We start from the raw sequence: 24,005 nt of genomic DNA, 5'->3' as shown, positions 1-24,005 counted from the left end.
ATCACTGCATCATGTCGATGGCATGAACACATTCTCTTTTATTTTAAAGACCGTTTATTCCTTACAAACAGTGGCAGAGTTCTCCGCTCAGGCTAAGATTTATTTCAGCTAACGGGAGGAAAACGTTCACTATGCTCATCGAAACATCGCGGTTATTGCTCCGGCCGGTTGAGGCCAATGATGTCCATTCCCTTTTCGCGATCTATGGCGACCCGCAGACTAATCAGTTCAACCCGCGCGGCCCCTATCCTGACCTTGAATTTGCCCGTGAAAAACTGAACGGCTGGCTGCGCGAATGGCCCGATTATGGGTTCGGACACTGGGCTGTCGCGCTGAATACGCAGCCGGACAACATTATCGGGTTCGGCGGGCTAAGCATTCGTGAAGGCTACGAAAATCACCGGGTGTTTCTCGGCTACCGGTTCGCCACGTCTGCGTGGGGAAAAGGGCTGGCGACCGAATTTGCCAGTGCGGCGCTGAATTCCGGCTTTGAGCATTTTGGGATCCCGCAGATTTCCGCCACCGTGCGTGAAAATCATCTGGCGTCACAGCGCGTTCTGGAAAAAATCGGTATGCAGAAAGTCGGTTTTCAGGGCGATCCGGTTCACAGTATCGGCAGTTATATTTTCCGGCAAACCAACCCGCGCGCACATTAGCGACACCTTATCAAGCCGCCGGGATCGCCATATCAAGATATGCAGTGACTGCGTTACTGGGTTCTGTTACGCGGCTGATGATCACCAGATTCGCCATCATCTCAGGCGCATCCAGACGGCGGTAGAGCAGACCGGGAATGTTCACCTGCTGAACCGGCGCGGGGATCAGCGCCAGCCCAAGCCCGGCGGCGGCAATCGCCAGTACGCTCAGGGTGCTGGCGGAACGGTGTGCAACGCGGAATTGGTCGCCCAACCTCTGCGCAAACATCAGATAAACATGCTCATGAGTGTCGTGGGCGTCGTACAAAATCAGCGGCTGCTCCGCGAGCATCTCAAGGGTGATGCAGGCGTGCGCCGCCAGCGGATGATCGTCCGTCAGCGCCACCATAATTTCCCAGCTTCCGGCCTTTTGCACCCGGATGGCAGCGACGGACGTCGTGCTGTTATCCGGCGTGTAACCAATATCCAGTTGCCCGGCGAGGATCGCTTCCACCTGCTTTTGCGGCGCGACTTCCTGAATCACAATCTCCGCGTCGGGATACGCTTTATGGAAACGACGTAAATCGCGGGTCATTTTACCGCTGAAAATGGCATTGCCCGCGAAACCTACCCTAACACGCCCGGTTTCCCCGCGCAGGGAACGTTCAACGGCCAGACGGGTATGCTCCACCTGATCCAGCGTGCGCTGCGCTTCGGCCTGCAGGAGAATTCCGGCTTCTGTGAGTTCAACGTGACGGCTGGTGCGGATAAATAATGCGCCGCCCAGTTCGGCTTCCAGCGCTTTGATTTGCATACTTAACGCGGGCTGAACGATGTTAAGCCGCTCAGCCGCACGCCCGAAATGCCGTTCTTCGGCGACGGCCAGAAAATACCGCAGATGACGCAAATCCATAATCGCCCCATCAATCATTAAAAGTGATTGTTCAGTCAGATCTATATATTTGAGTTTAACGCCTCCCACGACCAAACTGAACACCGTCAACCTACAGGAGTCACCGAAATGCAAAATCAGCTTGAAGACCGTCAGCAACTTAATGATCTGATGAATGGCTGGATGCACCGCGACCTGGGTAACTGGGACGGGCTGCGGAATTTATTCCACCCGGACGGCACGATTGAAATCACCTGGTTTGAAGGGCTGGCGAGCGATTTTGTCGATGGCTCAATGCGTATGGGCGCGTCGGATTTGCGCACTAAACACCTTATAGGCTCCCCAGCCGTCACGTTTAATGCCAGCGGAAACAAAGCGATTCTGGAAACCAACGCGATGATCATCGGCGAGAACGTTAAACTGAATCTGGGCTGTGAATGCCATAACCGTTTTTACGATCTGGCCGAAAAGCGCGACGGCGTCTGGAAACTGTTCCACCGACAGAGTGTTTACGATATGGGAACGTTCACTTTCCCGCTGGGTCCGGTGGAAATAGACCAGAGCATCGTGACGAAGTATCCGCGTGAATATGCCGCACTGGCTTATCTGCTGGCACAGAGCGGCTTCCCGCTGAGCCGCATCTTTGCCACACGCGGCAGCGAACTGGAACAAAAAATGAAAACCAGCGCGCAGATCTGGCTGAACGCTGAATGATCACTATGGGTAATGGTGCCGGAATCATTTTGGGGGATAATAGCGGATATTCGATTCACTATTAGAGGAAACCAGGGATGACTCAGCCCATTGCGCACGAAGATTATTACACCGAAAAATACGGCCTGACCCGCACGCACTCTGAAATCATCAACGCCGCAAACTATGTTCAGCCGGGCAAAGCGCTGGATTTAGGCTGCGGCAGCGGGCGTAACTCGCTTTATCTTAACCTGAAAGGTTTCGACGTCACCGGGTGGGATCACAACGCGATGAGCGTCGCGAAAGTGAATGAAATCATCGCTGCGGAATCACTGAAAAACATCGCAATCAGCGAGGCGGATCTCAATTCACACCGTTTCAGCGGCGAGTATGATTTCATTTTCTCCACCGTGGTGATGATGTTCCTGCAACGCGACAGCATCCCGCACATCATCGAAGACATGCACGCGGCGACCAAGCCCGGCGGCTATAACCTGATCGTCGCTGCCATGGACAGCCCGGATTATCCGTGTCCGTTGCCTTTCCCGTTTACCTTTAAACCGGAAGAGTTGCGTAATTATTACGAAGGCTGGGAAATCGTTAAATACAACGAAGACGTCGGCGAACTGCATAAACGTGACGAAAACGGCAACCGCTACAAACTACGTTTTGCCACGCTGCTGGCGAGAAAGCGTTAATTAAGCATTAAAACGTTTATTGCGAAAAAAGAGCCGGCAGAGAAATCTCCGGTTCTTTTTTATTTCCGTTTACGCCCGGCAATTTAGGATTTCCTTTAACCTGTTTCACTCTTCCAACAGCGTGAACAATCTTGCCAGAATGTCGAAGTGTGTGTGATAATACGCCGCGTTATTTACGACAAAAACAGCGTAAAATCAGATTGTTAGGGTTTTGACGGCTATTGGGCGATGTGTAACAAAGCATCCGGAGATGGCTTCTATCTATCGTTTACTGCCGCTGCGGCAACATTCAGAGACATCTATGAACTGGGACGTAATGAAGTGGTTGATTGGTATTTATCTGGGCTGTTTTTTGGGTCTTCTCAAAATGGCCTATTCAGATCCCAAGTTCTACCTTGATTATATTGATAAAAAATTCTCGTACGTCTGTTATACCTGTTTCATTATCTGCGGCGCGCTATGGGCCGGGCTCTTTTTGTCCCGGGGTTATGTCATGGACAACATTGATTTAATTTCAGAACAGCAGACATTAATAGATAAAGAATATAATTACGTCACTTCTTATCTGCTTTCTTTAATCATTGGTTCTGGAATTTCGTTCGCGGCCAGCATTCTGTTTATCGACATTGCCCGCAAAAAGAGCGCGACGTCCGGCGAAGCGTAACGACCGCACGGCAGCTTCGGGAATAGATTCAATAATATGAGCTATCATTAGGGTTTAACTGATGAGGGCTCATACATGACTTCAGTTGCCAGTCTGACCGGCGGGATAATATTCATACTCATCGCGATTGTGATGATCTGGATACTGTTCCGAAACCACCGAAGCAAAACCAACAGCAAGTTGCTGACCCCCGGCAACTGCTTACTCGCTGCCCTGACGGTCGTCTCGTTCATTATCGCCATCATATTCCTGAGCAGTTCATCGTAGACTCCGCTTCAGAAACGCTAAAAGGCCGCCCGATGGCGGCCTTCTGCATTTGAACAATCAACGCCTTCTTAGTGTTTTATCATCACATGCCTGATCGCCGTGTAATCCTCCAGCCCGTACACCGACATGTCTTTGCCATAACCGGATTGTTTCTGGCCGCCGTGTGGCATTTCGCTGACCAGCATGAAGTGCGTATTCACCCAGGTGCAGCCGTATTGCAGGCGGGCGCTGAGGCGGTGCGCGCGGCCGATGTTTTGCGTCCAGACTGACGAAGCCAGCCCGTAGTTTGACTCGTTGGCCCAGTCGAGAACCTGCTCTTCGGTATCGAACTCCGTCACGCTGACGACGGGGCCGAACACTTCGCTCTGAACGATTTCATCTTCCTGCCGTGCGCCTGCCAGCACCGTGGGCTGGAAGTAATACCCTTCGCCGGAGACGCGCTCGCCGCCGGTCACGACCTCAATATTCGGCACCTGTTTTGCGCGCTGCACAAAACCTTCTACACGTTCGAGATGCGCCGCAGAAACCAGCGGGCCCATTTCACTGTTTTCATCGGTGCCTAATTTCAGGGTGGAAACCGCATCGCCCAGTGCTGCGACCAGCCGCGCATAAACGCCTTTTTGCGCGTAAATGCGGCAGGCGGCGGTACAGTCTTGCCCGGCGTTGTAGAAGCCAAACGTGCGCACGCCTTCCACCACCTGGTCGATATCCGCGTCATCAAATACAATCACCGGCGCTTTGCCGCCGAGTTCCATGTGGGTACGTTTGATGCCACTGGTGGCCTGCGCAACAATTTTTTCGCCCGTTGCGACCGAACCGGTCAGGGAAATCATGCGGACTTTATCGTGATGCGTCAGCGCGTTACCCACCGTCTGACCGTCGCCAAACAGCACGTTCAGCACGCCAGCCGGGAAGAGATCCTGTGCCAGTTCGCCCAGCTTCAGCGCCGTCAGTGGCGTGATTTCGGAAGGTTTGATCACCACGCAGTTGCCCGCCGCCAGTGCGGGCGCGATTTTCCACGCCGCCATCATCAGCGGATAGTTCCACGGCGCGATAGACGCCACCACGCCCAGCGGATCGCGGCGGATCATCGACGTATGTCCGGCCAGATATTCCCCGCTGGCTAAGCCGTTCAGGCAACGGCTGGCACCGGCGAAATAGCGAAACACATCGGCCACCGCCGGGATCTCATCGCCCAGCGCCAGATGATACGGTTTCCCGCAGTTCAGGGACTCGAGTTTCGCCAGCGCTTCGGCGTTGGCTTCGATGCGGTCGGCCAGCGCTAGCAGCAGTTCGGCGCGGGTTTTCGGCGTGGTTTGTCCCCACTGCGTGAATGCGCGATGCGCCAGATCGACGGCCTGTCTGGTCTGCTGCTCGCTGGCCTGCGCCAGACGCACAATTTCCTGTCCGTTATGCGGGTTGAAAACCGGCAATGACGCCCCTTCTCCGGCAACCAGCTCACCATTAATCAGCATGTTCGTTTGCATCATTTTTCCTTATTATTTGCCGTCACCGGCCACATCAGACCCGTTTCTTGTCAGATACCACGCCCCTAAAATCGGGAACATGGTCAGTACCATCAGGCTCAGCACGACGACGTTCGTCACCGGCACTTCACGCGGCCTGCCCAGCTGATTGAGCAGCCAGATCGGCAATGTCCGTTCGTGCCCGGCGGTGAATGTCGTCACTATGATTTCATCGAAAGACAGCGCGAACGCCAGCATTCCGCCCGCCAGCAGCGCCGTGCTGAGGTTGGGCAAAATGATGTAGCGGAAGGTCTGCCAGCCGTCCGCCCCGAGATCCATCGACGCCTCAATCAGGCTGTGCGTAATCCGCCGGAAGCGCGCAATCACGTTGTTATAAACAATCACCATGCAAAACGTGGCGTGGCCGATAACAATCGTCAGCATGCCCGGTTCGATCTGCGCGGCGTGAAAGGCGTTGAGCAGCGCCAGCCCGGTGATGATCCCCGGCAGCGCGATCGGCAACATGAACAATAATGTGATGCTGTTTTTGCCGTAGAAATTCCGGCGATACAGCGCCGCAGCCGCCAGCGTGCCCAGCACCATCGCGATAATCGTGGCGTAGCAGGCGATTTGTACCGAGAGCCAGACGGCGTCGAGAATGTCGTGACGCCCGGCTGCCACGGCGAACCAGTGCAGCGTGAAGCCTTTCGGTGGAAAACTGAACGCTGCGTCTTCGGTGTTAAAGGCGTAGACGGCAATAATCAGCAGCGGGAAATGCAGGAAAACCAGCCCGCCCCACGCGGAAAGTTTCAGTAACCAGGGTGCGCGTTTAGAGTGCATCGAAAGCCCCCAATCGTTTAACCATCGACAGATAAAGCGCGATCAGCACGATAGGCACCAGCGTAAACGCCGCAGCCATCGGCATATTGCCGATCGAACCTTGTTGTGAATACACCATGTTGCCGATGTAATACCCCGGCGGCCCCACCAGTTGCGGGATGATGTAATCGCCCAGCGTCAGCGAGAAAGTGAAAATCGACCCGGCGGCAATGCCCGGCACCGCCAGCGGAAAAATCACGTAGCGCAGCGTCTGCCACGGCTTAGCGCCTAAATCTTCCGATGCCTGGATCAGCGACAGCGGCAGGCGTTCCAGCGCGGCCTGAATCGGCAAAATCATAAACGGCAACCAGATGTAGACGAAGACCCAGAAGCGGCCAATCCCGGACGTCGATAACGTGTTACCGCCAATCCCCGGCAGGCTCAGCACCGCCGTCAGCAGGGGTTCCAGCCCGAGATGCTCCAGGAACCATTGCAGCACGCCGCCTTTGGAAAGCAGCAGCGTCCACGCATAGGCTTTGACGATATAGCTCGCCCACATCGGCATCATGATGGCGATATAAAAGAACGCCTTTTTCTTGCCGGTGATGTAGCGCGCCATGTAATACGCAATCGGAAACGCCAGCACCGCGCTGAAAAATGACACCAGCAGCGCCATCGTCACGGTGCGGATAATGATGTCGGCATTCACCGGATCAAACAACGCCTGCAGGTTGACCAGCGTCAGCGTATTGGACACCGTCATGGTGAAGTCATCGAAGGTATAAAAACCCTGCCACAACAACGCAAACAGCGAGCCTAAATACACCGCGCCGAACCACAGCAGCGGCGGCACCAGCAGCAGCGCCAGATAAAATCCGGGGCGACGATGCAGGAATGTCACCAGCGCCCGGCAACGCCGCGATCGCTTCTCATAAGGAGTCATACTGATATCCATCGTTTAACCCTCAAGCAGCGCCACCATGGCATCTTTGTCCCAACAGGCCACCACCGGCTGTCCCTGATGGAAGGTGTTTTTCGCGCTGACCGCAAGGTTATTTGCCTCACTGACAAACAGCTTTTCACCGCCTTCGAGCGCCAGCTCGTAGCGCGTTGCGGCGCCCTGGAAATGAATATCTTTGAGAATGGCGCTGACCTGCACCGTGTCCGTTCCGGCCACCGGTTGCGGCGTCAGGCGGATATGTTCCGGGCGGATGGAACGGCTGCCTGAAAGGCCGGTGAGTTTGAGGGAGAGATCGGAAGTGAGCACGTTCGCGGTGCCGACAAACTGCGCGACAAACGCGGTACGCGGGTTGAGATACAGCTCGCGCGGCGTATCGACCTGCTCGATGCGGCCATTGTTGAACACCGCGACGCGATCCGACATCGACAGCGCTTCGCTCTGATCGTGGGTAACAAAAATAAAGGTGATGCCCAGTTCACGTTGCAGCTTTTTCAGCTCGCCCTGCATCTGCTCCCGCAGTTTGAGATCAAGCGCGCCGAGCGGTTCATCGAGCAACAACACGCCCGGCTGATTCACCAGCGCCCGTGCCAGCGCCACACGCTGACGCTGGCCGCCGGACAAAAATGCCGGTTTACGGGCGGCGGTAAAGCCCAGCGCCACGCGTTCCAGCGCTTCCATCGCCTTGTGCGTTCGCTCCTTTTTCCCCACGCCTTTGACCATCAGGCCATAAGCGACGTTATCAAGCACCGTCATGTGCGGAAACAGCGCGTAATCCTGAAAAACGGTGTTCACGTCGCGCTCATATGGCGCAAGCTGCGACGCTTCCTGCCCGTGAATGCGGATGGACCCTGATGTCAGCGTTTCAAAACCTGCGATCAGACGCAGGCAGGTTGTTTTCCCCGAGCCCGACGGCCCGAGCATAGAAAAAAACTCGCCGTCCTGAATATCAATCGACACATTATCGACGGCTTTCACATCCCCGAATAAACGGGAAACATTGATGAACTGTACGGCAGGCATAAAGTGCTCCTGGATTTTTTCACCGAAACCAAACGCAAAATCATTTGAGTTGTATCAAGGCGGCAACTGAGTGAATCCCCGGGAGCTTACTGAAGTAAGTGACCGGGGTTCGCGAACGCAGCCAACGCAGAGACGGCTCAAAGGATGAAGCGGATTATCTGCCGCCCATGATGGCGATATAGTCTTGCGTCCAGCGGCTGTAAGGAACGAACTTCCCGCCTTCGGCCTGCGGCGTTTTCCAGAAGGAAATGGACGCAAACTTATTGAAACCGTTGGTTTCGCAGCCTTCCGCGCCTAAGAGCGGGCTGGCTTTGCATCCGGCCGGAACCGCAGGCACGGAGCCAAACCAGGCGGCAACGTCGCCCTGTACTTTTGGCTCAAGCGACCAGTTCATCCACTGATACGCACAGTTCGGATGCTCAGAATCAGCTGCTAACATGGTGGTATCCGCCCAGCCGGTGACGCCCTCTTTCGGGAACACGGTGGCAATCGGCTGTTTCTCGCCTTTCAGCGCATTGGCCTGATACGGCCAGGAAGAGCTGGCCACCACGCCTTCGTTTTTGAAATCACTCATCTGCACCGACGCATCGTGCCAGTAGCGGTGGATCAGCGGATGTTGTGCGCGCAGCAGTTTCAGCACAGCGGCATACTGGGTTTCATTGAGCTGGTACGGATCATCGATTTTCAGATCCGGCTGGGTGCTTTTCAGATACAGCGCGGCATCCGCGATGGCGATCGGGCCGTCATACGCCTGCACCCGTCCCTGATTCGGTTTGCCGTCCGGCAGATTTTGCGGGACGAAAATGACCGCCCAGCTGTCCGGCGCGGTCGGGAAAGTTTTGGTGTTATACATCAGCAGGTTTGGCCCCCACTGATACGGCGTGCCGTACACTTTCCCGCCAACGTTAAACCATGCGCCCTTCGTCAGACGCGGGTCGATACTCTTCCAGTTGGGGATCAGCGCCGGATTGATTGGCTGGACGCGTTTACCGTAAATCAGACGTAACGACGCATCACCGGACGCCGTCACCAGGTCATAGCCGCCTTTCGCCATCAGGCTGACCATTTCATCGGACGTCGCCGCGGTTTTCACATTCACCTTGCAGCTGGTTTGCTTTTCAAACCGGGTCACCCAGTCGTAATTTTTGTCGCTTTCACCGCGCTCGATATACCCCGGCCAGGCCACAATATTTAACTGGCCTTCGCTTTTACCCAAACTTGCCGGTGTTTCCGCGGCCAGAGCGGTATTTAAAAAACTCAGCAGGCCCAAACAAATAGCAGATAGCTTTTTCATCGGTTACTCCTGTCCTGTCGTCGTAGATATGTTTTTAGAATTGTGGTTTGAACTTCGCCATGATGTGTCTGACTACGCTGTAATCCTGTAATGAATAACTGGAAAGATCGTTGCCGTACCCGGAGCGTTTTAATCCGCCGTGGGGCATTTCGCTGACTAAAGAAAAGTGGGTGTTAATCCAGGTGGTGCCGTATTGCAGGTGGGAAGAGATTTGCATTGCAAGGTCGATATTTTGCGTCCAGACCGACGACGCCAGCCCGTATTCTGATTCGTTTGCCCAGCTGACAACCTGGGCAATAGTATCGAACCGCGTCACGCTCACGACCGGCCCGAACACTTCGCGCTGGACGATTTCATCACTTTGCAGACAGCCCGCCAACAGCGTCGGCTGGTAATAAAAACCAGGGCCGGAATGCGACGCTGCGCCGGTAATACGCTCGATGTGCGGCTGGCTCAGCGCCCGCTCTACAAAGCTCGACACGCGATCCCGCTGGCGGCTGCTGATGAGCGGCCCCATAAAGTTTTCGCTGTCGTTTTTGCGCGCGAAAGATAACTGCGAGACCGCCTCGCCGAGTTTTTCTACCAGACGCTCATAAATCCCGGCCTGCGCATACACGCGGCAGGCGGACGTACAGTCCTGCCCCGCGTTGTAATATCCCCACTGACTGACCGCCTCCACCACATCGTCAATATCGGCGTCATTGCACACAATCACCGGCGCTTTACCGCCCAGTTCCAGATGCGTGCGTTTCACGGTTTTGACCGCAGCCTGAAGAATGCGCTGGCCGGTGACGATATCGCCGGTCAGGGAAATCAGACGTACGTGCGGATGGCTGACCAGCGCATTACCGACGCCCTCGCCGCTGCCGGTGATCACGTTCAGCACGCCGGGCGGCAGGATTTCCTGTAACGCAGGCAGCAGCGCAAGAATGGTCAGCGGTGTGTGTTCGGAAGGTTTAAAAACCACGGTATTTCCCGCGGCCAGCGCCGGTGCAATTTTCCACGCCGACATCATCAGCGGGTAATTCCACGGCGCAATAGACGCCACCACGCCAAGCGGATCGCGGCGCACCATCGACGTATGGCCGGGCAGATATTCGCCGGAAAGCTGCCCCTGCTGACATCGCACCGCACCGGCAAAGAAGCGAAAAACGTCGATGGCCGCGGGCAGATCGTCTTTCAGCGCCTGATGAAGCGGTTTCCCGCAGTTTATGGATTCCAGCTGCGCCAGTGACGATGCCTGTTTTTCGATGGCGTCGGCAATGCGTAAAAGCACCGAAGCGCGTTCGGCTGGCGTGGTGCGTGACCAGCGCAGAAAAGCATTATTAGCGGCGGTGACGGCCTGATCGACCTGAGAAAGCGAGGTTTCAGCGATTTCGGCAATCACTTCACCGGTGGCAGGGTTGAAAATACTTTGCGTGGCGCCCTCGCCGGTCCGGAGGTCGCCGTTAATCGCATGTTTTTCAGAAAAACGGGCAACAAATTCTGCATCCGACATCGCTTACCCCACAGAGAAGACAATCATCGTGAATTAACAAAAATGTTATTTGTTAGTAACAATTTGTCTATTCACATTAGGTAATTTCTCTGAGGGCAACAAATAGCAATTACTGAAGGCTGCGTTCGGAAAAAGCGAATGCCCCGCTAAGCCGGACGTCGCTTGGCGCTGTTCTCCCGCGCAATGGTGAGAAACGGCGTCACCAGCTCAGGTCGCGCACTGCCGCGCCGCCAGGCCAGCCCGATATCCAACGGTTCGATGGAGTCCTCCAGTTTGCTGGCTTCGATCATATTGCCTTCCAGCGACCACGCGCGGTACGCCATGTCCGGCTGAACGGACACGCCAAGCCCTGCCGCCACCAGGCTGCGCACGGCTTCGGTCGAGGCGGTTTTCATCGCGATATTCGGTTTCAGCCCCGCCCGCGCCCACAGCCGCTGCGCGTGCTTTTCCATTTCATCCACATTGAGCTGGATCAGGGGTTCGTTGGCGATATCGGCCAGAGAAATGCTTTCACGCTCCAGCAGCGGATGCAGCGGCGGCAGCCACAAGCGGTAAGAGGAATGGGTCAGCACTTCGGTCTGTAGCGCATCGCGGTCTTCAAGATTTGAGAGGATCAGCACACCGATATCAATTTCGCCGCTGACCAGCAGATGTTCGATGTACTGGCGCTCATCCTCGACGACTTTCACCTCAACGTTCGGGTAATACGCGTTGAACTGCTTGAGTAAATCCACCAGAAAATACCCGGCCACCAGGCTGGTTACGCCCAGCGTAATTTGCCCGGTCACGTTTTCGGTGCCCAGTTGCAGGCTGCGTTTGGCGTTATCAACGGTTGCGAGTATCAGATACGACTGGCGCAAAAACTGATGCCCCTGATGCGTCAGCGTCATCCCCTTCGCGTGACGGTCAAACAGCCGGGCTTCGGTTTCCACTTCAAGTTGCTGAATCGCCTGCGTTAACGACGATTGCGAAACAAACGAGGCCTGCGCAGCCGCAGAAATCGAACCGGTCTCAGCGACGGCAATAAAATGGCGGATCTGGCGTAACGTCAGCATGGCGCGATCAAGACCTCTACATATAATCGAACGCTATCGCTCAGCATTCGGTTTAAGGGAATGATCAAGTAATGGCAGGCGGCGGATTTTTGTCAAACGGGTAGGAAATTATGTTTTCGAGGTGTGATGGGAAACAGGAAAGTTCTTTTTGCATGAAGTCTGTAAAAGAACTATATTTAGACCTCAATAAGCTTGGCGGCCGGAGAAACAAACATGCAAATACAGACCATCAGCTTCGTGAAGAAGCATGCCGCTGTACTTGATCTTTCACAACCGATACTGGTCACTCAGAATGGTGAACCGGCTTATGTGATTGAATCCTTTGAAGACAGACAAAAAAGGGATGAAACCATCGCTTTACTGAAACTGCTGACACTGGCAGAAAATGATAAAGCAGAAGGTCGGACATTCACGAGAGAACAGCTTTTAGCAGACTTACACCGCTAATCCGGTCGGGTTTGCTAAACACTGGGATCCCCTATGTCAGCAACGAAAAGTAAAATAGCAATTGAATACCTGCAGACCGTAAAGCTGTCCATTGATGAAATTGCGAGTTACCAAACTTCCCAAGGTAACGATCCGCTAAAAATCATCAATACCGTGTTGGATGAGTTTGAAGAAAAAGTGAAAGTCTTTCCCTTGTCTTGCCCGATATCACCCGACCTGGCGGCTTTGGGGATCATCAAATATCGTGAATGCAATACCTTAAACGGTTACCGGATCATTTATACCTATAACGAACCGGCAAACATGATTTCTGTGTATGTGCTGCTTTCGCAGCGGCAAAACGTCCAGGAGCTGTTGTTTAAAAAGCTGATCATGGGCTGACAATACAAAAGCCACGCAATATCGCGTGGCTTTGTTTGTTTCAGGCCTTGACGACTCAACAGAGCATCAGTTTTCCAGCTGATAACTCAGCGTGATTTCCGCTTTCAGCACCTGTGAAACCGGGCAGCCGGCTTTGGCTTTTTTGATGATTTCGTCAAATTTGTCTTTATCGATACCCGGCAGTTTGATTTTGCTGTCGAGCGCAATCTTAGTGATGGCAAATCCGCCATCCACTTTATCCAGTGACACATCTGCAACGGTATCGATACTTTCCGGCGTGTGCCCTGCTTCGCCGAGCATCAGCGATAACGCCATTGAGAAACAGGCAGAGTGTGCTGCGCCAATCAGTTCTTCGGGGTTGGTCCCGACTTTGCCTTCGAAGCGGGTGTTAAATCCGTACGGCTGATCCTTCAGGGCGCCGCTTTCAGACGAGATGTAACCCTTACCGTGTTTAATATCGCCTTCCCAGTGCGCCGATCCTTTCTTATGAATGGTCATGTTTTTCCTCCGGTTTGTATTACATTGACTATAAGTATAGCTTTAGCACTGCGTTTCGCGAGGATCGCCCGGCTATGCGGCTTCACCGTGGTTTCAACGCAAACGACGGAGTTCATTCACCCACATAAAAAACAGAGAGAAAAACATGTTTAAACCCCAGGATCTGGTTCAGCCAAAAACCGGCGGACCTAAAATGATTGTATTGCGCGTTGATGGCGGGACGTTGTGGTGTGCCCGTGCGGATGATTTTTCGAAAAAAGAGATCGAAGTGAGCGCAGATTCCGTGAATTTGTATCACGAAGACGGTGATTTCGGCGTTTGTTGAAAGCCGGGTCTACAGTATATTGATACACAAAATCCTGAGATTGTGAAATCTCAGGATTCAAGAATTACTTATTAATTTCTGTAAGATTACCAACCTTTCACGGCATCACCGTGATAGATGGCGTCTGCCGCTTTGACTGTCGCATCCGTGTGATAAGCCTCAACCAGTTCCTTCACGGCCTGGCTGTCTTTGTTATCTTCCCGCGCCACAATAATGTTCACGTAAGGCGAATTCTTATCTTCGACAAACAGCCCGTTTTTGCCCGGCGTGAGACCAACCTGGCCGGAATAGGTCGTGTTGATAATCGCCAGTTCAATTTTGTCATCGTCAATGGCGCGGGTGAGCTGTGGTGCTTCAATCTCAACAATCTTAAGATGTTTCGGGTTCTCGATGATATCCAGCGAAGTTGGCAGCAAGCCCACACCTTCTTTCAGTTTGATTAACCCCTGTTTTTGCAGCAGCAAAAGTGAACGGCCGAGATTGGTCGGGTCATTCGGCACCGCCACCTGCGCACCGTCGCTCAGTTGATCGATAGATTTGATTTTGCGGGAATATGCCGCGATCGGGTAAACAAAGGTTTTGCCGACTTCAACCAGTTTGTAGCCACGTTCTTTAATTTGTTTATCGAGATACGGGCGGTGCTGGAAGGAGTTAACATCAATATCGCCACTGCTTAGTGCGGAATTAGGCAATACGAAATCGTTGAACGTCACCACTTCAACATCCAGATTGTATTTATCTTTGGCCGTTTTCTTGATGGTTTCCCACATTTGCTGATCGATACCTGCACTGATACCCACCTTAATGTGGTTCTCTTTGGATTTTTGATCACAAGCCGTCAGCGCCAGTGCGCCAACCAGGGATAGTGCCAGAATTGAAAGTTTTAGTGCTGTGCGCATAGAGGCTTACTCTTTCCGTGAATAATTTGACGAATGAAACAGCGTCTTTAAAGACCTCAGTGTTTCAAAGCGTTACACGATGGGCAAATACGAAAAAGAAATAACCTAATGCAAAAATGGATTCATCCCCTGAAAAACAGAGTCACTGACGGCCCCAGAATGATATTTTAACTTTTAAGTTACATTATTTCATTTTTATTTCTATAAAACATAAAGTAAAACATGGCCGAAATCATTACCCATCCGGCCATGTTTTATAAGATAAAAAACCATAAAATAAGCTCATTAACGGATATTTAATTCCACTACCCACTCCGATAGCATATCCTTTGATATATAATTTACATCGTAAATACAACCACTTGCTGTAGATACAAAATAACCAATGCAGGGAAATGATTTTGGATGTAATTCATTAAGAGCCTCTTCAATTTCCGCATCACTCATTAAAGGTGAAACGGCAGCTTCAGACAGCCGGAAGTAATCTTCAAACATCGACGATATATAGTCCGTTTCACTTTTAAGTACTCTCATATAGCGCTCTCCCTCAGGTTCAACTCCTTTTTAAAAAATAGCAGGGAGCTGAAGTTCAGGCGAACAATTAATCGACAATAGTTGAGAGTTATTTGCCTTATATCAAATTAAGCCCGCAATCAGCGGGCCTTTGGTAGCGGCAAGATTCTTACGTGGAGAGATTTCCTGTAAGCAACCGATCATTCATTGGCGGAATGCAGCGCAACAGGCTGAGGACGCGAAAGGAAAATGGTGATGCCTGCCAGCAGCGTCAGCGCGCCGCCGAGCAGAAATGCACTGCTGACACCGCGGCTATCCGCCAGGATCCCGCCAAACAAGGCCCCCAGCGCCAGTGAAGTCTGGAATACGCACACAAGCAACGCTGAACCGGTTTCAAACAAGGCAGGCGAAGCCTGATACGTCCAGATATTCAGGCACACCGGCAACGCACCGAATGCCAGCCCCCACAAGATAACCAGTGCAGCCGCCAGCGGTAACGGCACATTAAATACTGACAACACCAGCACCGAGACGCTGAGCAACAGCATATTAAACATAAACGCTTTTTTAACGCCAAACTCACGCACGGTAATCTCAGTTGTCAGAGTACCAAGCAGGCCTGCAAGGCCATAACCCATCAGCAGCAGAGAGATATTGCTCGCAGACAGTTGCAAATTAAACCGTAGCCAGGGTTCGAGGTAGGTGTATGCCGCAAAATGACCACCCGCCATAAACACGCCGATAATCAGCGCATAACGGATACCCGCGACTTTCGTTACCCCCAGCATTGCACGCAAACCTATAGATTGTTGCGCGGGTAAAGAAGGGAGTGCCAGCCATTGCAGCACAAAGAAAGCCAGCGCCAGAACGGCATTCAGGGTGAACGCCATCCGCCAGCCAAACAGATCGCCGATAAATGCCCCGGCAGGCACCCCGGCAACGGTTCCAACCGCAACGCCTGCGGTAATCAGCGAAATGGCGCGAGCGCCCTGCTCTTCGGAAACCAGACGCCTTCCGGAAGGAATAGCGAATGACCAGAACCCCCCGACGCCGACCCCCAAAATAATGCGTCCGATCAGCAAAACGTTGAAGGACTCCGCCATCACGGCGATACCATTTGCCAGAATTACCGTCGCAGAAAGCAACAGCAGCAGATGGCGGCGATCTATTTTTCGGGCAAACAGCATAATCAGCGGAGCAGAAATTGCTGCGATTAATCCCGGCAACATCACGGCCAGACCGGCGTGGCCTTCCGTCACGCCCAAAGACTGCGCAATCGGCGAAAGCAGCCCGATCGGCAGAAATTCAGTATTAACCAGCGCGAATGTACCGCAGGCCAGAGAGAAAACCGCCAGCCAGCGGCGGAACGCAGAAGTATCTGGCCGGGTGTCCAGCGATGAGCACTCAGTCATTATAGTTATCCTTAGCAGGGTGAATTATTACGGACATGAAGTTTGATCGTAATAAAACGTGATCGCCGTCACCAGGTCAAGATTTTTTATAACGACCGTTAGGGTATTTCTAATCACCATTTGGACTAAGCCAGACCCCGCCTGCGATGCGGCTTACAGAGGCATCTCAGGCCGCCGGTTTGCAGGGCACATACAGATAACTCGGACAGAAAATCTCTCCACATATAAAGTATGTTGTAACTAATCTGGTTAAAATCAATCTTTATGCAAATAACCGGTCAATACAGGGATAAGGAGAAAGGAAAACACTGAACGACTGAATATGATAATCAGCTTCTCCTCGTCTCCGAAGTCTGCAATATCTCAAATATTAAGCGAAAGAAATACGATGAACATGGCTGATATCTATCGTTTTACGTGCCTGCGCAAGGCTATAGGCATTCTGAATGTTAAGCCATGTCTCCGCAGTGCCACCGACGGCTACTGCGAGTTTTAACGCCATTTCTGGCGTAATATTTACCTTGCCATTGAGAATGCGACTGGCGGTCGATGGTGCTATATCCATCGCGGTTGCAAACTGACGAAGGCTTACGCCAGCATCTTCTAAAATTTCGCCAATGACTTCCCCAGGAAATGCCGGATTAAACATAGCCATTAGTGGTAATCCTCCAAGTTAAGAATATCAACGTCGCCATTTTCAAAAATAAATGTCAAACGCCAGTTACCAGAAATACTGATTGACCATGTATTAGCACGGTCCCCTTTTAGCTCATGAAGATCATAGCCAGGCAGGTCTATGCCATCGATTGTGACTGCATTATCCAGGACGGTCAGTCGTGGCCGGATGCGCTTAACGAGCCCCTGCTCCAGGCCGCTGCTATCGCCTTTCTGATAGAATTTTTTCAATCCCTTATGTTTGAAAGTCTTTATCATCGGTACATCCACTGTTCCTAAGTAAGGAACAGTATAACGACTGTTCCCACCTATGCAACAGTGGCATTACATTAAAAGTAACCTGATAATTTATATCTGATCTGTAGCGCATGACGTTCGTTCCCGCTTTGAGCCAGTTTGTCAAACCTGCACAAAATGCCCCGCTCTGACTTCGCGGTAATGCCGGGCGGGCGGCAGATAGCTGGCGCCGCGCAGCGGGCTGGCGAGTTCTTCCGGCGCAACGGCTCTTTTGCGGCGGACATCCGGGTCGGGCACCGGCACGGCGTCCAGCAGTTTGCGGGTATAGATGTGTTGGGGATTTTCGAAAATATCCGCACGGGACCCCATTTCCACGATTTCCCCCCGATACATCACCGCCACGCGATGGCTGATGCGTTCCACGACAGCCATATCATGGGAGATAAACAGATACGCCAGCCCGAGCTCCTGCTGGAGATCGAGCATCAGATTAATGACCTGCGCTTTTACAGACACGTCCAGCGCCGAAACGGCTTCGTCGGCGATAATCATTTTGGGTTCCAGCGCCAGCGCGCGCGCAATGCAGATCCGCTGGCGCTGACCGCCGGAAAACTGATGCGGAAAACGCGACGCCATATTACTTTGCAGCCCGACCTGTTCAAGCAGTTGCGCGACGCGGCGTTTCGCGCCTTCTGCGTTGTGCAGGCCGAGACTTATCATCGGTTCGGCAATCGCCTGGCCGATTCGCATACGCGGATTCAGGCTTTCATACGGATCCTGAAAAATCATCTGCGCCTGCGTGCGGATTTCCGCCAGATGCGCCGGATCGGCACGGCGGATGTCCTGGCCGGTGATCAGCACCTCGCCGGAGGTGGCTTCGGTGAGACGCAAAATCGTGCGGCCGGTGGTTGATTTCCCGCAGCCCGATTCCCCGACCAGCGAGAGCGTTTCGCCCGGTTGCAGGGTGAACGAGAGATCTTCCACCGCATGCACGCGCGCCGTCACCCGCCGCAGCAGGCCGGATTTCACATCAAAGCGCGTAATCAGTTTTTTTACATCGAGCACCGGCTTTCCGGCGCGTAACGTGTTGACCGGTCCAGCCACAGGCTGCGGTTCTCCGGTGCGCATGTCCGTCAGCGGAAAACGGGTGGGCAGCGTCGTACCCTCCATCGCGCCGAGCCGTGGCACTGCCGAAAGCAGCGCGCGGGTATAAGCGTGTTGCGGCAGATGAAAGATTTCGCGTGTAGACGCCAGCTCCACCGCTTCGCCACGGTGCATCACCAGCGTGCGGTCAGCGACTTCCGCCACCACGCCCATATCATGCGTGATGAACAACACCGACATCCCCTCTTCTTCCTGAAGCGATTTTATCAGCGCCAGAATTTGCGCCTGAATAGTGACATCCAGCGCCGTCGTCGGCTCATCGGCAATTAATAAACGCGGATTACAGGCCAGCGCGATGGCAATCACCACCCGCTGGCGCATGCCGCCGGAAAAGCTCAGCGGATATTCATTGAGCCGGGACGTAGCCGCCGGTATGCGCACCTTTTCCAAAAGCCGGACGGCTTCGGCGCGCGCGGTGACATCGTCCATGCCGCGATGACGTTTGAGCACTTCGGTAATTTGTACGCCGATTTTCAGCACCGGATTCAGGCTGGTCATCGGCTCCTGAAAAATCATCCCTATGCGGTTGCCGCGAATACTCTGCATCTGGCGCGGGCTCAGGCTGAGTAAATCTTGTCCGCCGAACTGAATTTTTCCCGAATAGCGGGTCTGTTTTTCATCCAGCAAACGCATGACCGACATCGCCGTCACGCTTTTCCCTGAGCCGGATTCGCCCACCAGCGCCAGCGTTTCTTTCGGGCCAATCGAGAAGGAAAGATCCCTCACCACGTTCAGCCATTCGCCGTCTGCGCTGAAAGCGGTATTAAGGTTTTCGACCTGTAAAACCGGATTGTGCATCTTCAATTCTTATTCCGTGGGTTAAGGATGTCGCGCAGCGCATCGCCGACTAAGTTGATGGCGACAATCAGCACCAGCAACGTCAGGCCGGGGAAAACGCTGATCCAGTAATCGCCGGACATCAGGTAATCAAAACCGTTGGCGATGAGTAAACCCAGCGAAGGTTCGGTGACCGGCAGGCCGATGCCGAGAAACGAGAGCGTGGCCTCAAGCATGATCGCGTAGGCAATGCGCATGGTCGCGACCACAATCAGAGGCGGCAGGCAGTTGGGCAAAATGTGGCGAAACAGAATGCGCGGATTCGACAGCGCCATGCTGCGCGCGGCATCCACGTAACTTTTTCGGCGTTCGAGCAGCGCCGAACCGCGCACCGTGCGCGCGTAGTACGCCCACTGCGTGACGATCAGCGCCAGAATGATTTTATCGACACCCTGCCCGAGCACCGCCAGCAAAATCAGCGCGATTAAAATCGGCGGGAAACTCAGCTGGATATCGACAACGCGCATGATCAGCGCATCGGTTTTGCCGCCGGCATACGCGCTGGTCAGCCCCAGCGCAGCACCGATAGCCAGGGCGATCAGCGCACTTGAAACACCCACCAGCAGGCTGGTTCGCATGCCATAAAGAATGGCGCTCAGTAAATCACGCCCCTGATCGTCCGTGCCCAGCCAGTAAATCATGCCGCTCATGCTGGCCGTGCCTGGCTTGAGGCGGCCATCCATAATGTCGAGCTGTGATAAATCGTACGGATTTTGCGGTGAAATCCACGGCGCGAACACCGCCAGCAAAATAGCGATCCCTAAAATAATCAGGCCGCAAAGGGAGAATTTATTGCGCAGTAGCGCGCGCACGGTGTGGTAAAACGCCGAATGCGCTTTGCCCTGCACAACAGTTCGGGTATGTACCGAATCAGACGCCATCAGTTTTCGCCCCCCAGCCTCACGCGTGGATCGGCCAGCACGTACAACACATCCACCAGCAGGTTGATCAGGCTGAACATCACCACCGTGATCATCAGATACGCCAGAATCACCGGCCGGTCGAGCACCGCAATCGAGTCAATGATCAGCTTGCCCATTCCCGGCCAGGCGTAAATAGTTTCGGTGACGACGGCAAACGCAATCAGCGATCCCAGCTCCAGACCGATGACGGTAATGAGTGGGATCAGCGTGTTTTTCAGAACGTGAACCAGCACGATGCGGCTTTCAGAAAGCCCTTTGGCGCGGGCAAAACGGATGAAATCCTGTTGCAGGCATTCGAGCACACCGGCGCGGGTCAGGCGGATGATCAGCGAGATCTTGAACAATGCGAGATTGAACGCAGGCAGGAGCAGATGCGCGAGGCCATCGGAGGTAAACAGGCTGACGGGTACGCCAAAAATGTCCACCGTCGCGCCACGCCCCGACGCAGGCAGCACACCCAGTTTGACGCTGAAAAACATAATCATCATCAGCCCGATCCAGAATGTGGGCAGGCTGAAACCTAAAATCGAGACGGTCATGATGGATTTGGAAAGCCAGCCGTCCGGGCGCAAACCGGCATAAACGCCGAGCGGAATACCAATCACCAATGCCAGCACAAAGGCCACCAGCGCCAGTTCGAGCGTGGCGGGCATCCGCTGGAAAATCAGGTGCAACGCGGGCTGGTTGTAGATAAAGGAGTTGCCCATGTCGCCGTGCAGCGCGTTCACCAGAAACAGGCCGTACTGTTCCCACACCGGTTTGTCGAGGCCGAAGGACTGGATCACACTGAGCCGCTCGGCGGGCGTTGCGGTGGTGCTGAGCAGCAGGTCCACCGGATTTCCCACCAGATAAACGCCGCCAAACACCAGCAGCGACATCACAAACAGCGTGAGCAGCGTTTGCCCGAAGCGCCCGAGCAGATACCGGCTCATTTTTGCGCTGCGCCGTAACGGGAAATGACGCGACGCAGCAGGCTGAAGAAACCGTATTCATCGACACTTTGCATGACGTGCGCATTGGGCGGTGTCGCCAGTTTTTGCCAGAAATCAGCATAGGTATAACCGGCGGTTTTGCCGGAGATCTCAACGCCCACGCGGGCAGGTAAACCGTCAAACAGCCCCGGCTGTAGCAGCCAGGCGATCACGGTCGCGTCATGAACCGGTCCGCCGTCGCGGCCAAAACGGCGTAAATCACTGCGATCAAACGCGCCCAGCAGCGCCGCAATGGCCTGCCCCGGAAGGCCGCCGTCCTGTTTTAGTGCTTCAATATCACCGGTGCCAATCAGCGCCTGAAACGTCATATCCAGCGGCATGATCACCAGCGGAACGCCGCTGTTAAACACTTTTTCGGCCGCGTGCGGATCGGCATATGCGTTAAATTCAGCCCAGGGCACGCGGTGCCCGAGCGCGGTAAACGCGCAACTCATGGTGACGATTTGTTTAATGCCGCGCGCCACGTCCGGGTGCATCCCGAGCGCCAGCGCAATATTGGTCATCGGGCCAATCACGCACAGCGTCACCAGGTCGTTGTCATCAGCGGCTTTTCGCAGCGTACGCACCAGAAAATCAACAGCGTGTTCCGCCTGCGGTTGCAGCTTGCTGTCAGGCACCAGCTCATTTCTGAATGCGCCGATATGCGCGTATTTGCCGTAAACCTGTTCACGCACCAGCGGACCGGGCGCACCGGCAAACACCGGCGTCGCGGTTTTTCCCGAGAGCGCGACAATTTTGCAGGCATTCTGCACGGCGTCTTTCAGCGCCACATTTCCGGCGACTACCGTCACGCCGAGCACGTCCAGCTCCGGCGAAGCCAGCGCCAGCCACAGCGCAATGGCGTCATCCACGCCCGGATCGGTATCAATAATGATGCGCTGCGTCATAGGATTATTTCCCGGCATAGCGTGAGAGCAGTTCGTAAAACAGCGCGAAGACTTTGTTCGCATCCACGCGTGTCACAATATCGACGTTCGGGGTTTCGCCCGATTTTCCGTACCAGTCGGCGACGGTCTGCCCCATACATAACTCACTGTTATGTTCGATAAAGACCCGCGCTTTTTCCGTGCCGAACAGCTCCGGCGCAAGGACATAGGCGATCACCAGCGGATCGTGCAACGGCCCGCCGCGGGAACCATAACGGCGCACGTCATTGCGATCCCAGAATGCCATCAGCTCACCGAGTTGCGCAGAAATACGGCCGGAAACTTTGACGAACTTCGCCACATGTTCCGGCGTCAGAATGACCTGATGCGTCGCGTCGAGTGGCAAAACCGTAATGTTAAGCGGGCTGGAAAAAACGATATGCGCGGCGTGCGGATCGGCCAGCATGTTGAATTCGGAAGTCATGGTGCGGTTACCGGCTTCGCGGTACGCGCCGCCCATCAGCACCACGCAGGAAATACCGGCGGCAATGTGCGGTTTGATGCGCAGCGCCGTGGCAAGGTTGGTCAGCGGCCCAAGCACGCAAAGCGTCAGCGGCTGATTATCGGCAATTGCCTGTTCGCACCTGTCGATCAGAAAGTTAACCGCATGCTGAGTTTCAGGCAGTTTTTTGGGGGCCGGAAACGCGGTATTGCCCAGTCCGTTCTCACCGTGAAACTGGCCGTGGAGCGGCGCGCGCAGCATCGGCTGATGGCATCCGGCAAATACCGGAATGTCCATGCGGTAACCCAGTTCGGTAATTTGCAGCGCGTTGCGTAAGGTATTTGCCAGCGGCTGATTACCGCAAACGGTGCAGATACCGATGATATTTAGCTGTGGTGCAACAAAAGCGCTGAGTAACGCTATGGCATCGTCGATGCCCGGATCGCAGTCAATAATCACCGGCAGCGTTTTCATAAAGCACCGACCGAACGCAGGACTTCTGCGATTTCCTGACGCGCCGCATCATTGAGCGGAATTTGCGGCGGGAGCGGATCACCAACCTCAAACCCCTGCAATTGCAGTGCGGCTTTGATGCATCCGGCAATCGAATATTTGGCGAAGATTTCGTTGATGCGCCACAGCGGTCGTTGCAGTTCCATGGCCTTTTTCCAGTCGCCCTGACGTGCGGCCTCGTAAAGCGCGAGACTCTGTTTCGGGACAATACAGGCCGGTCCGGCCATCCAGCCCACGCCACCGATCATCATGACACACACCGGAATATGCGCCGACGCGGCAAAGACCTGCATCCGCCCTTGTGTGCGCTCTATGATCGACAGCAGCCGCCCGGTATTGGTCGACGCATCTTTAATATAGTTAATGTTCTCAACATGGCTCAGCCGCTCAATCACCGGCAGGCTGAGATCGGAACGCTGGAATTGCGGATTGGTGTACAGCACGACCGGCAGTTTTCCGGCGGCCAGCGCGATGGCGCGGAAGTAATCTTCCACACCCTGTTCGGGCACCGGGAAATACGCTTCCAGGATCGCCAGAATACCGTCGACACCCAGAGCGGCGTAGCGAGCGGTTTGCGCGACAGCGTCCTGGATGGTGGTGGCTGCGACTCCGGCAATGACCGGAACGCGGCCCCGAGCGGCTTCAACGACTGTTTTGACAACCTCAGTGCGCTGCTCTGCGCTGAGATAAGCAAACTCACCTGTACTGCCCAGCGGCGTCAGACCGTGCACGCCGCTATCAATCAGATGCCCGACCAGTGCCGTAAGCACCGGTTTGTCTATCTGGCCGTCGGGGGTAACCGGCGAAACCAGATAGGGATACACACCGCTAAAAGAAGTCATAGCTTCTCTCTCTTTTC

General features: G+C 54.2%; 28 protein-coding genes. 8 read left to right on the top strand and 20 right to left on the bottom strand.

The annotated features are described in order from the left end of the window. Positions 1 to 131 precede the first annotated feature (131 nt). Positions 132 to 656, top strand: a complete 525-nt coding sequence (locus CWS43_RS16630) for a GNAT family N-acetyltransferase (protein ID WP_101078188.1) — start codon at positions 132 to 134, stop codon at positions 654 to 656. A gap of 10 nt (positions 657 to 666) precedes the next feature. Here the strand turns inward: CWS43_RS16630 and CWS43_RS16625 are convergent, their stop codons facing one another. Next, positions 667 to 1,548, bottom strand: coding sequence for a LysR substrate-binding domain-containing protein (locus tag CWS43_RS16625; protein WP_101078240.1), 882 nt, complete (start codon positions 1,546 to 1,548; stop codon positions 667 to 669). A 108-nt stretch (positions 1,549 to 1,656) separates the two neighbouring features. Here CWS43_RS16625 and CWS43_RS16620 point away from each other — a divergent pair, with 108 nt between their 5' ends. The 4 genes from CWS43_RS16620 (at position 1,657) to CWS43_RS16605 (ending at position 3,849) form a co-directional block, all read left to right on the top strand. After that, positions 1,657 to 2,241, top strand: a complete 585-nt coding sequence (locus CWS43_RS16620; RefSeq protein WP_101078186.1) for a nuclear transport factor 2 family protein — start codon at positions 1,657 to 1,659, stop codon at positions 2,239 to 2,241. Between the two features lie 77 nt (positions 2,242 to 2,318). Beyond that, positions 2,319 to 2,918 carry a tellurite resistance methyltransferase TehB gene (gene tehB / locus CWS43_RS16615; RefSeq protein ID WP_101078184.1) on the top strand — a complete coding sequence of 200 codons (600 nt, stop codon included), beginning with the start codon at positions 2,319 to 2,321 and terminating at the stop codon, positions 2,916 to 2,918. Positions 2,919 to 3,411: 493 nt separating this feature from the next. Beyond that, positions 3,412 to 3,582, top strand: a complete 171-nt coding sequence (locus tag CWS43_RS27265; protein WP_157825407.1) for a hypothetical protein — start codon at positions 3,412 to 3,414, stop codon at positions 3,580 to 3,582. A gap of 75 nt (positions 3,583 to 3,657) precedes the next feature. After that, on the top strand, positions 3,658 to 3,849 hold the full coding sequence (locus CWS43_RS16605) for a hypothetical protein (RefSeq protein WP_101078180.1): 192 nt from the start codon (positions 3,658 to 3,660) through the stop codon (positions 3,847 to 3,849). 68 nt (positions 3,850 to 3,917) lie between these two features. Here CWS43_RS16605 and CWS43_RS16600 read toward each other — a convergent pair whose 3' ends face one another. From CWS43_RS16600 to CWS43_RS16570, 7 genes are all read right to left on the bottom strand, one after another. Further along, a complete protein-coding gene (locus tag CWS43_RS16600) occupies positions 3,918 to 5,336 on the bottom strand; it encodes a gamma-aminobutyraldehyde dehydrogenase (protein WP_101078178.1) in 1,419 nt (472 codons plus the stop codon). Positions 5,337 to 5,348: 12 nt separating this feature from the next. Beyond that, positions 5,349 to 6,155 carry an ABC transporter permease gene (locus tag CWS43_RS16595; RefSeq protein WP_101078176.1) on the bottom strand — a complete coding sequence of 269 codons (807 nt, stop codon included), beginning with the start codon at positions 6,153 to 6,155 and terminating at the stop codon, positions 5,349 to 5,351. Next, on the bottom strand, positions 6,145 to 7,077 hold the full coding sequence (locus CWS43_RS16590; RefSeq protein WP_198555858.1) for an ABC transporter permease: 933 nt from the start codon (positions 7,075 to 7,077) through the stop codon (positions 6,145 to 6,147). The genes CWS43_RS16595 and CWS43_RS16590 overlap by 11 nt, the downstream gene beginning before the upstream one ends. Positions 7,078 to 7,092: 15 nt before the next feature. Beyond that, on the bottom strand, positions 7,093 to 8,115 hold the full coding sequence (locus CWS43_RS16585) for an ABC transporter ATP-binding protein (RefSeq protein ID WP_101078172.1): 1,023 nt from the start codon (positions 8,113 to 8,115) through the stop codon (positions 7,093 to 7,095). Between the two features lie 154 nt (positions 8,116 to 8,269). Beyond that, on the bottom strand, positions 8,270 to 9,409 hold the full coding sequence (ydcS, locus tag CWS43_RS16580) for a putative ABC transporter substrate-binding protein YdcS (protein WP_101078170.1): 1,140 nt from the start codon (positions 9,407 to 9,409) through the stop codon (positions 8,270 to 8,272). Positions 9,410 to 9,443: 34 nt separating this feature from the next. Beyond that, positions 9,444 to 10,907, bottom strand: a complete 1,464-nt coding sequence (locus CWS43_RS16575; protein WP_101078168.1) for a gamma-aminobutyraldehyde dehydrogenase — start codon at positions 10,905 to 10,907, stop codon at positions 9,444 to 9,446. A 146-nt stretch (positions 10,908 to 11,053) separates the two neighbouring features. After that, a complete protein-coding gene (locus tag CWS43_RS16570) occupies positions 11,054 to 11,962 on the bottom strand; it encodes a LysR substrate-binding domain-containing protein (RefSeq protein ID WP_101078166.1) in 909 nt (302 codons plus the stop codon). A 213-nt stretch (positions 11,963 to 12,175) separates the two neighbouring features. Here CWS43_RS16570 and CWS43_RS16565 point away from each other — a divergent pair, with 213 nt between their 5' ends. Both CWS43_RS16565 and CWS43_RS16560 read left to right on the top strand, forming a co-directional pair. Beyond that, a complete protein-coding gene (locus CWS43_RS16565; RefSeq protein ID WP_101078164.1) occupies positions 12,176 to 12,409 on the top strand; it encodes a type II toxin-antitoxin system Phd/YefM family antitoxin in 234 nt (77 codons plus the stop codon). A gap of 33 nt (positions 12,410 to 12,442) precedes the next feature. Beyond that, positions 12,443 to 12,790 carry a type II toxin-antitoxin system RelE/ParE family toxin gene (locus CWS43_RS16560; RefSeq protein ID WP_101078162.1) on the top strand — a complete coding sequence of 116 codons (348 nt, stop codon included), beginning with the start codon at positions 12,443 to 12,445 and terminating at the stop codon, positions 12,788 to 12,790. Positions 12,791 to 12,856: 66 nt separating this feature from the next. Here CWS43_RS16560 and CWS43_RS16555 read toward each other — a convergent pair whose 3' ends face one another. Then, positions 12,857 to 13,288: an OsmC family protein gene (locus tag CWS43_RS16555; protein WP_101078159.1), complete on the bottom strand. Its 432-nt coding sequence runs from the start codon at positions 13,286 to 13,288 to the stop codon at positions 12,857 to 12,859. Between the two features lie 145 nt (positions 13,289 to 13,433). Between CWS43_RS16555 and CWS43_RS16550 the strand changes: the two genes are divergently transcribed. Then, positions 13,434 to 13,613 (top strand): DUF2158 domain-containing protein, encoded by a 180-nt coding sequence (locus CWS43_RS16550; RefSeq protein WP_101078157.1) that lies wholly within the window; start codon positions 13,434 to 13,436, stop codon positions 13,611 to 13,613. 86 nt (positions 13,614 to 13,699) lie between these two features. On the opposite strand, the gene metQ is transcribed toward CWS43_RS16550, so the two are convergent. From metQ to CWS43_RS16500, 11 genes are all read right to left on the bottom strand, one after another. Continuing rightward, positions 13,700 to 14,512, bottom strand: a complete 813-nt coding sequence (gene metQ, locus CWS43_RS16545; protein ID WP_101078155.1) for a methionine ABC transporter substrate-binding lipoprotein MetQ — start codon at positions 14,510 to 14,512, stop codon at positions 13,700 to 13,702. 285 nt (positions 14,513 to 14,797) lie between these two features. Further along, on the bottom strand, positions 14,798 to 15,046 hold the full coding sequence (locus tag CWS43_RS27260) for a hypothetical protein (RefSeq protein ID WP_157825406.1): 249 nt from the start codon (positions 15,044 to 15,046) through the stop codon (positions 14,798 to 14,800). A gap of 179 nt (positions 15,047 to 15,225) precedes the next feature. Next, positions 15,226 to 16,437 carry an MFS transporter gene (locus CWS43_RS16540; protein WP_101078153.1) on the bottom strand — a complete coding sequence of 404 codons (1,212 nt, stop codon included), beginning with the start codon at positions 16,435 to 16,437 and terminating at the stop codon, positions 15,226 to 15,228. A 370-nt stretch (positions 16,438 to 16,807) separates the two neighbouring features. Further along, positions 16,808 to 17,092: a HigA family addiction module antitoxin gene (locus CWS43_RS16535; protein ID WP_101078151.1), complete on the bottom strand. Its 285-nt coding sequence runs from the start codon at positions 17,090 to 17,092 to the stop codon at positions 16,808 to 16,810. Further along, the gene (locus CWS43_RS16530; RefSeq protein ID WP_101078149.1) at positions 17,092 to 17,370 is read right to left on the bottom strand and encodes a type II toxin-antitoxin system RelE/ParE family toxin; all 279 of its coding nucleotides are present in this window, start codon (positions 17,368 to 17,370) and stop codon (positions 17,092 to 17,094) included. Before CWS43_RS16530 ends, CWS43_RS16535 begins: the two co-directional genes overlap by 1 nt. Before the next feature lie 141 nt (positions 17,371 to 17,511). Then, positions 17,512 to 19,311, bottom strand: a complete 1,800-nt coding sequence (locus CWS43_RS16525) for an ABC transporter ATP-binding protein (protein WP_101078148.1) — start codon at positions 19,309 to 19,311, stop codon at positions 17,512 to 17,514. 2 nt (positions 19,312 to 19,313) lie between these two features. Beyond that, positions 19,314 to 20,231 (bottom strand): ABC transporter permease, encoded by a 918-nt coding sequence (locus CWS43_RS16520; RefSeq protein WP_101078146.1) that lies wholly within the window; start codon positions 20,229 to 20,231, stop codon positions 19,314 to 19,316. After that, positions 20,231 to 21,205, bottom strand: a complete 975-nt coding sequence (locus CWS43_RS16515) for an ABC transporter permease (protein ID WP_101078144.1) — start codon at positions 21,203 to 21,205, stop codon at positions 20,231 to 20,233. The genes CWS43_RS16520 and CWS43_RS16515 overlap by 1 nt, the downstream gene beginning before the upstream one ends. Further along, entirely contained in the window at positions 21,202 to 22,152 is a 951-nt protein-coding gene (locus tag CWS43_RS16510; RefSeq protein WP_101078142.1) for a nucleoside hydrolase, read from the bottom strand. The genes CWS43_RS16515 and CWS43_RS16510 overlap by 4 nt, the downstream gene beginning before the upstream one ends. 4 nt (positions 22,153 to 22,156) lie before the next feature. Further along, positions 22,157 to 23,107 (bottom strand): nucleoside hydrolase, encoded by a 951-nt coding sequence (locus CWS43_RS16505; RefSeq protein ID WP_101078140.1) that lies wholly within the window; start codon positions 23,105 to 23,107, stop codon positions 22,157 to 22,159. Further along, complete coding sequence (locus CWS43_RS16500) at positions 23,104 to 23,988, bottom strand: dihydrodipicolinate synthase family protein (RefSeq protein ID WP_101078138.1); 885 nt, start codon at positions 23,986 to 23,988, stop codon at positions 23,104 to 23,106. Before CWS43_RS16500 ends, CWS43_RS16505 begins: the two co-directional genes overlap by 4 nt. Positions 23,989 to 24,005 lie beyond the last annotated feature (17 nt).

It is taken from the genome of Rahnella sp. AA (assembly GCF_002834385.1).
Taxonomy (GTDB): domain Bacteria; phylum Pseudomonadota; class Gammaproteobacteria; order Enterobacterales; family Enterobacteriaceae; genus Rahnella.
The sequence above is the reverse complement of the archived record's forward strand: the minus strand, read 5'-3'. Positions and strand labels throughout refer to the sequence as shown.

Excerpts from the sequence above, each read along its gene's own strand:
- CWS43_RS16575 (WP_101078168.1), bottom strand. The coding sequence starts at position 10,907 with ATGTCGGATGCAGAATTTGTTGCCCGTTTTTCTGAAAAACATGCGATT.
- CWS43_RS16560 (WP_101078162.1), top strand. The coding sequence starts at position 12,443 with ATGTCAGCAACGAAAAGTAAAATAGCAATTGAATACCTGCAGACCGTA.
- CWS43_RS16540 (WP_101078153.1), bottom strand. The coding sequence starts at position 16,437 with ATGACTGAGTGCTCATCGCTGGACACCCGGCCAGATACTTCTGCGTTC.
- CWS43_RS27260 (WP_157825406.1), bottom strand. The coding sequence starts at position 15,046 with ATGAGAGTACTTAAAAGTGAAACGGACTATATATCGTCGATGTTTGAA.
- CWS43_RS16595 (WP_101078176.1), bottom strand. The coding sequence starts at position 6,155 with ATGCACTCTAAACGCGCACCCTGGTTACTGAAACTTTCCGCGTGGGGC.
- CWS43_RS16525 (WP_101078148.1), bottom strand. The coding sequence starts at position 19,311 with ATGCACAATCCGGTTTTACAGGTCGAAAACCTTAATACCGCTTTCAGC.
- CWS43_RS16565 (WP_101078164.1), top strand. The coding sequence starts at position 12,176 with ATGCAAATACAGACCATCAGCTTCGTGAAGAAGCATGCCGCTGTACTT.
- ydcS (WP_101078170.1), bottom strand. The coding sequence starts at position 9,409 with ATGAAAAAGCTATCTGCTATTTGTTTGGGCCTGCTGAGTTTTTTAAAT.
- CWS43_RS16585 (WP_101078172.1), bottom strand. The coding sequence starts at position 8,115 with ATGCCTGCCGTACAGTTCATCAATGTTTCCCGTTTATTCGGGGATGTG.
- CWS43_RS16625 (WP_101078240.1), bottom strand. The coding sequence starts at position 1,548 with ATGGATTTGCGTCATCTGCGGTATTTTCTGGCCGTCGCCGAAGAACGG.
- CWS43_RS16505 (WP_101078140.1), bottom strand. The coding sequence starts at position 23,107 with ATGAAAACGCTGCCGGTGATTATTGACTGCGATCCGGGCATCGACGAT.
- CWS43_RS16555 (WP_101078159.1), bottom strand. The coding sequence starts at position 13,288 with ATGACCATTCATAAGAAAGGATCGGCGCACTGGGAAGGCGATATTAAA.
- CWS43_RS16510 (WP_101078142.1), bottom strand. The coding sequence starts at position 22,152 with ATGACGCAGCGCATCATTATTGATACCGATCCGGGCGTGGATGACGCC.
- CWS43_RS16530 (WP_101078149.1), bottom strand. The coding sequence starts at position 17,370 with ATGATAAAGACTTTCAAACATAAGGGATTGAAAAAATTCTATCAGAAA.
- CWS43_RS16500 (WP_101078138.1), bottom strand. The coding sequence starts at position 23,988 with ATGACTTCTTTTAGCGGTGTGTATCCCTATCTGGTTTCGCCGGTTACC.
- CWS43_RS16590 (WP_198555858.1), bottom strand. The coding sequence starts at position 7,077 with ATGACTCCTTATGAGAAGCGATCGCGGCGTTGCCGGGCGCTGGTGACA.
- CWS43_RS16630 (WP_101078188.1), top strand. The coding sequence starts at position 132 with ATGCTCATCGAAACATCGCGGTTATTGCTCCGGCCGGTTGAGGCCAAT.
- CWS43_RS16515 (WP_101078144.1), bottom strand. The coding sequence starts at position 21,205 with ATGAGCCGGTATCTGCTCGGGCGCTTCGGGCAAACGCTGCTCACGCTG.
- tehB (WP_101078184.1), top strand. The coding sequence starts at position 2,319 with ATGACTCAGCCCATTGCGCACGAAGATTATTACACCGAAAAATACGGC.
- CWS43_RS16520 (WP_101078146.1), bottom strand. The coding sequence starts at position 20,231 with ATGGCGTCTGATTCGGTACATACCCGAACTGTTGTGCAGGGCAAAGCG.
- CWS43_RS16550 (WP_101078157.1), top strand. The coding sequence starts at position 13,434 with ATGTTTAAACCCCAGGATCTGGTTCAGCCAAAAACCGGCGGACCTAAA.
- CWS43_RS16605 (WP_101078180.1), top strand. The coding sequence starts at position 3,658 with ATGACTTCAGTTGCCAGTCTGACCGGCGGGATAATATTCATACTCATC.
- CWS43_RS16535 (WP_101078151.1), bottom strand. The coding sequence starts at position 17,092 with ATGGCTATGTTTAATCCGGCATTTCCTGGGGAAGTCATTGGCGAAATT.
- CWS43_RS27265 (WP_157825407.1), top strand. The coding sequence starts at position 3,412 with ATGGACAACATTGATTTAATTTCAGAACAGCAGACATTAATAGATAAA.
- CWS43_RS16600 (WP_101078178.1), bottom strand. The coding sequence starts at position 5,336 with ATGCAAACGAACATGCTGATTAATGGTGAGCTGGTTGCCGGAGAAGGG.
- CWS43_RS16620 (WP_101078186.1), top strand. The coding sequence starts at position 1,657 with ATGCAAAATCAGCTTGAAGACCGTCAGCAACTTAATGATCTGATGAAT.
- CWS43_RS16570 (WP_101078166.1), bottom strand. The coding sequence starts at position 11,962 with ATGCTGACGTTACGCCAGATCCGCCATTTTATTGCCGTCGCTGAGACC.
- metQ (WP_101078155.1), bottom strand. The coding sequence starts at position 14,512 with ATGCGCACAGCACTAAAACTTTCAATTCTGGCACTATCCCTGGTTGGC.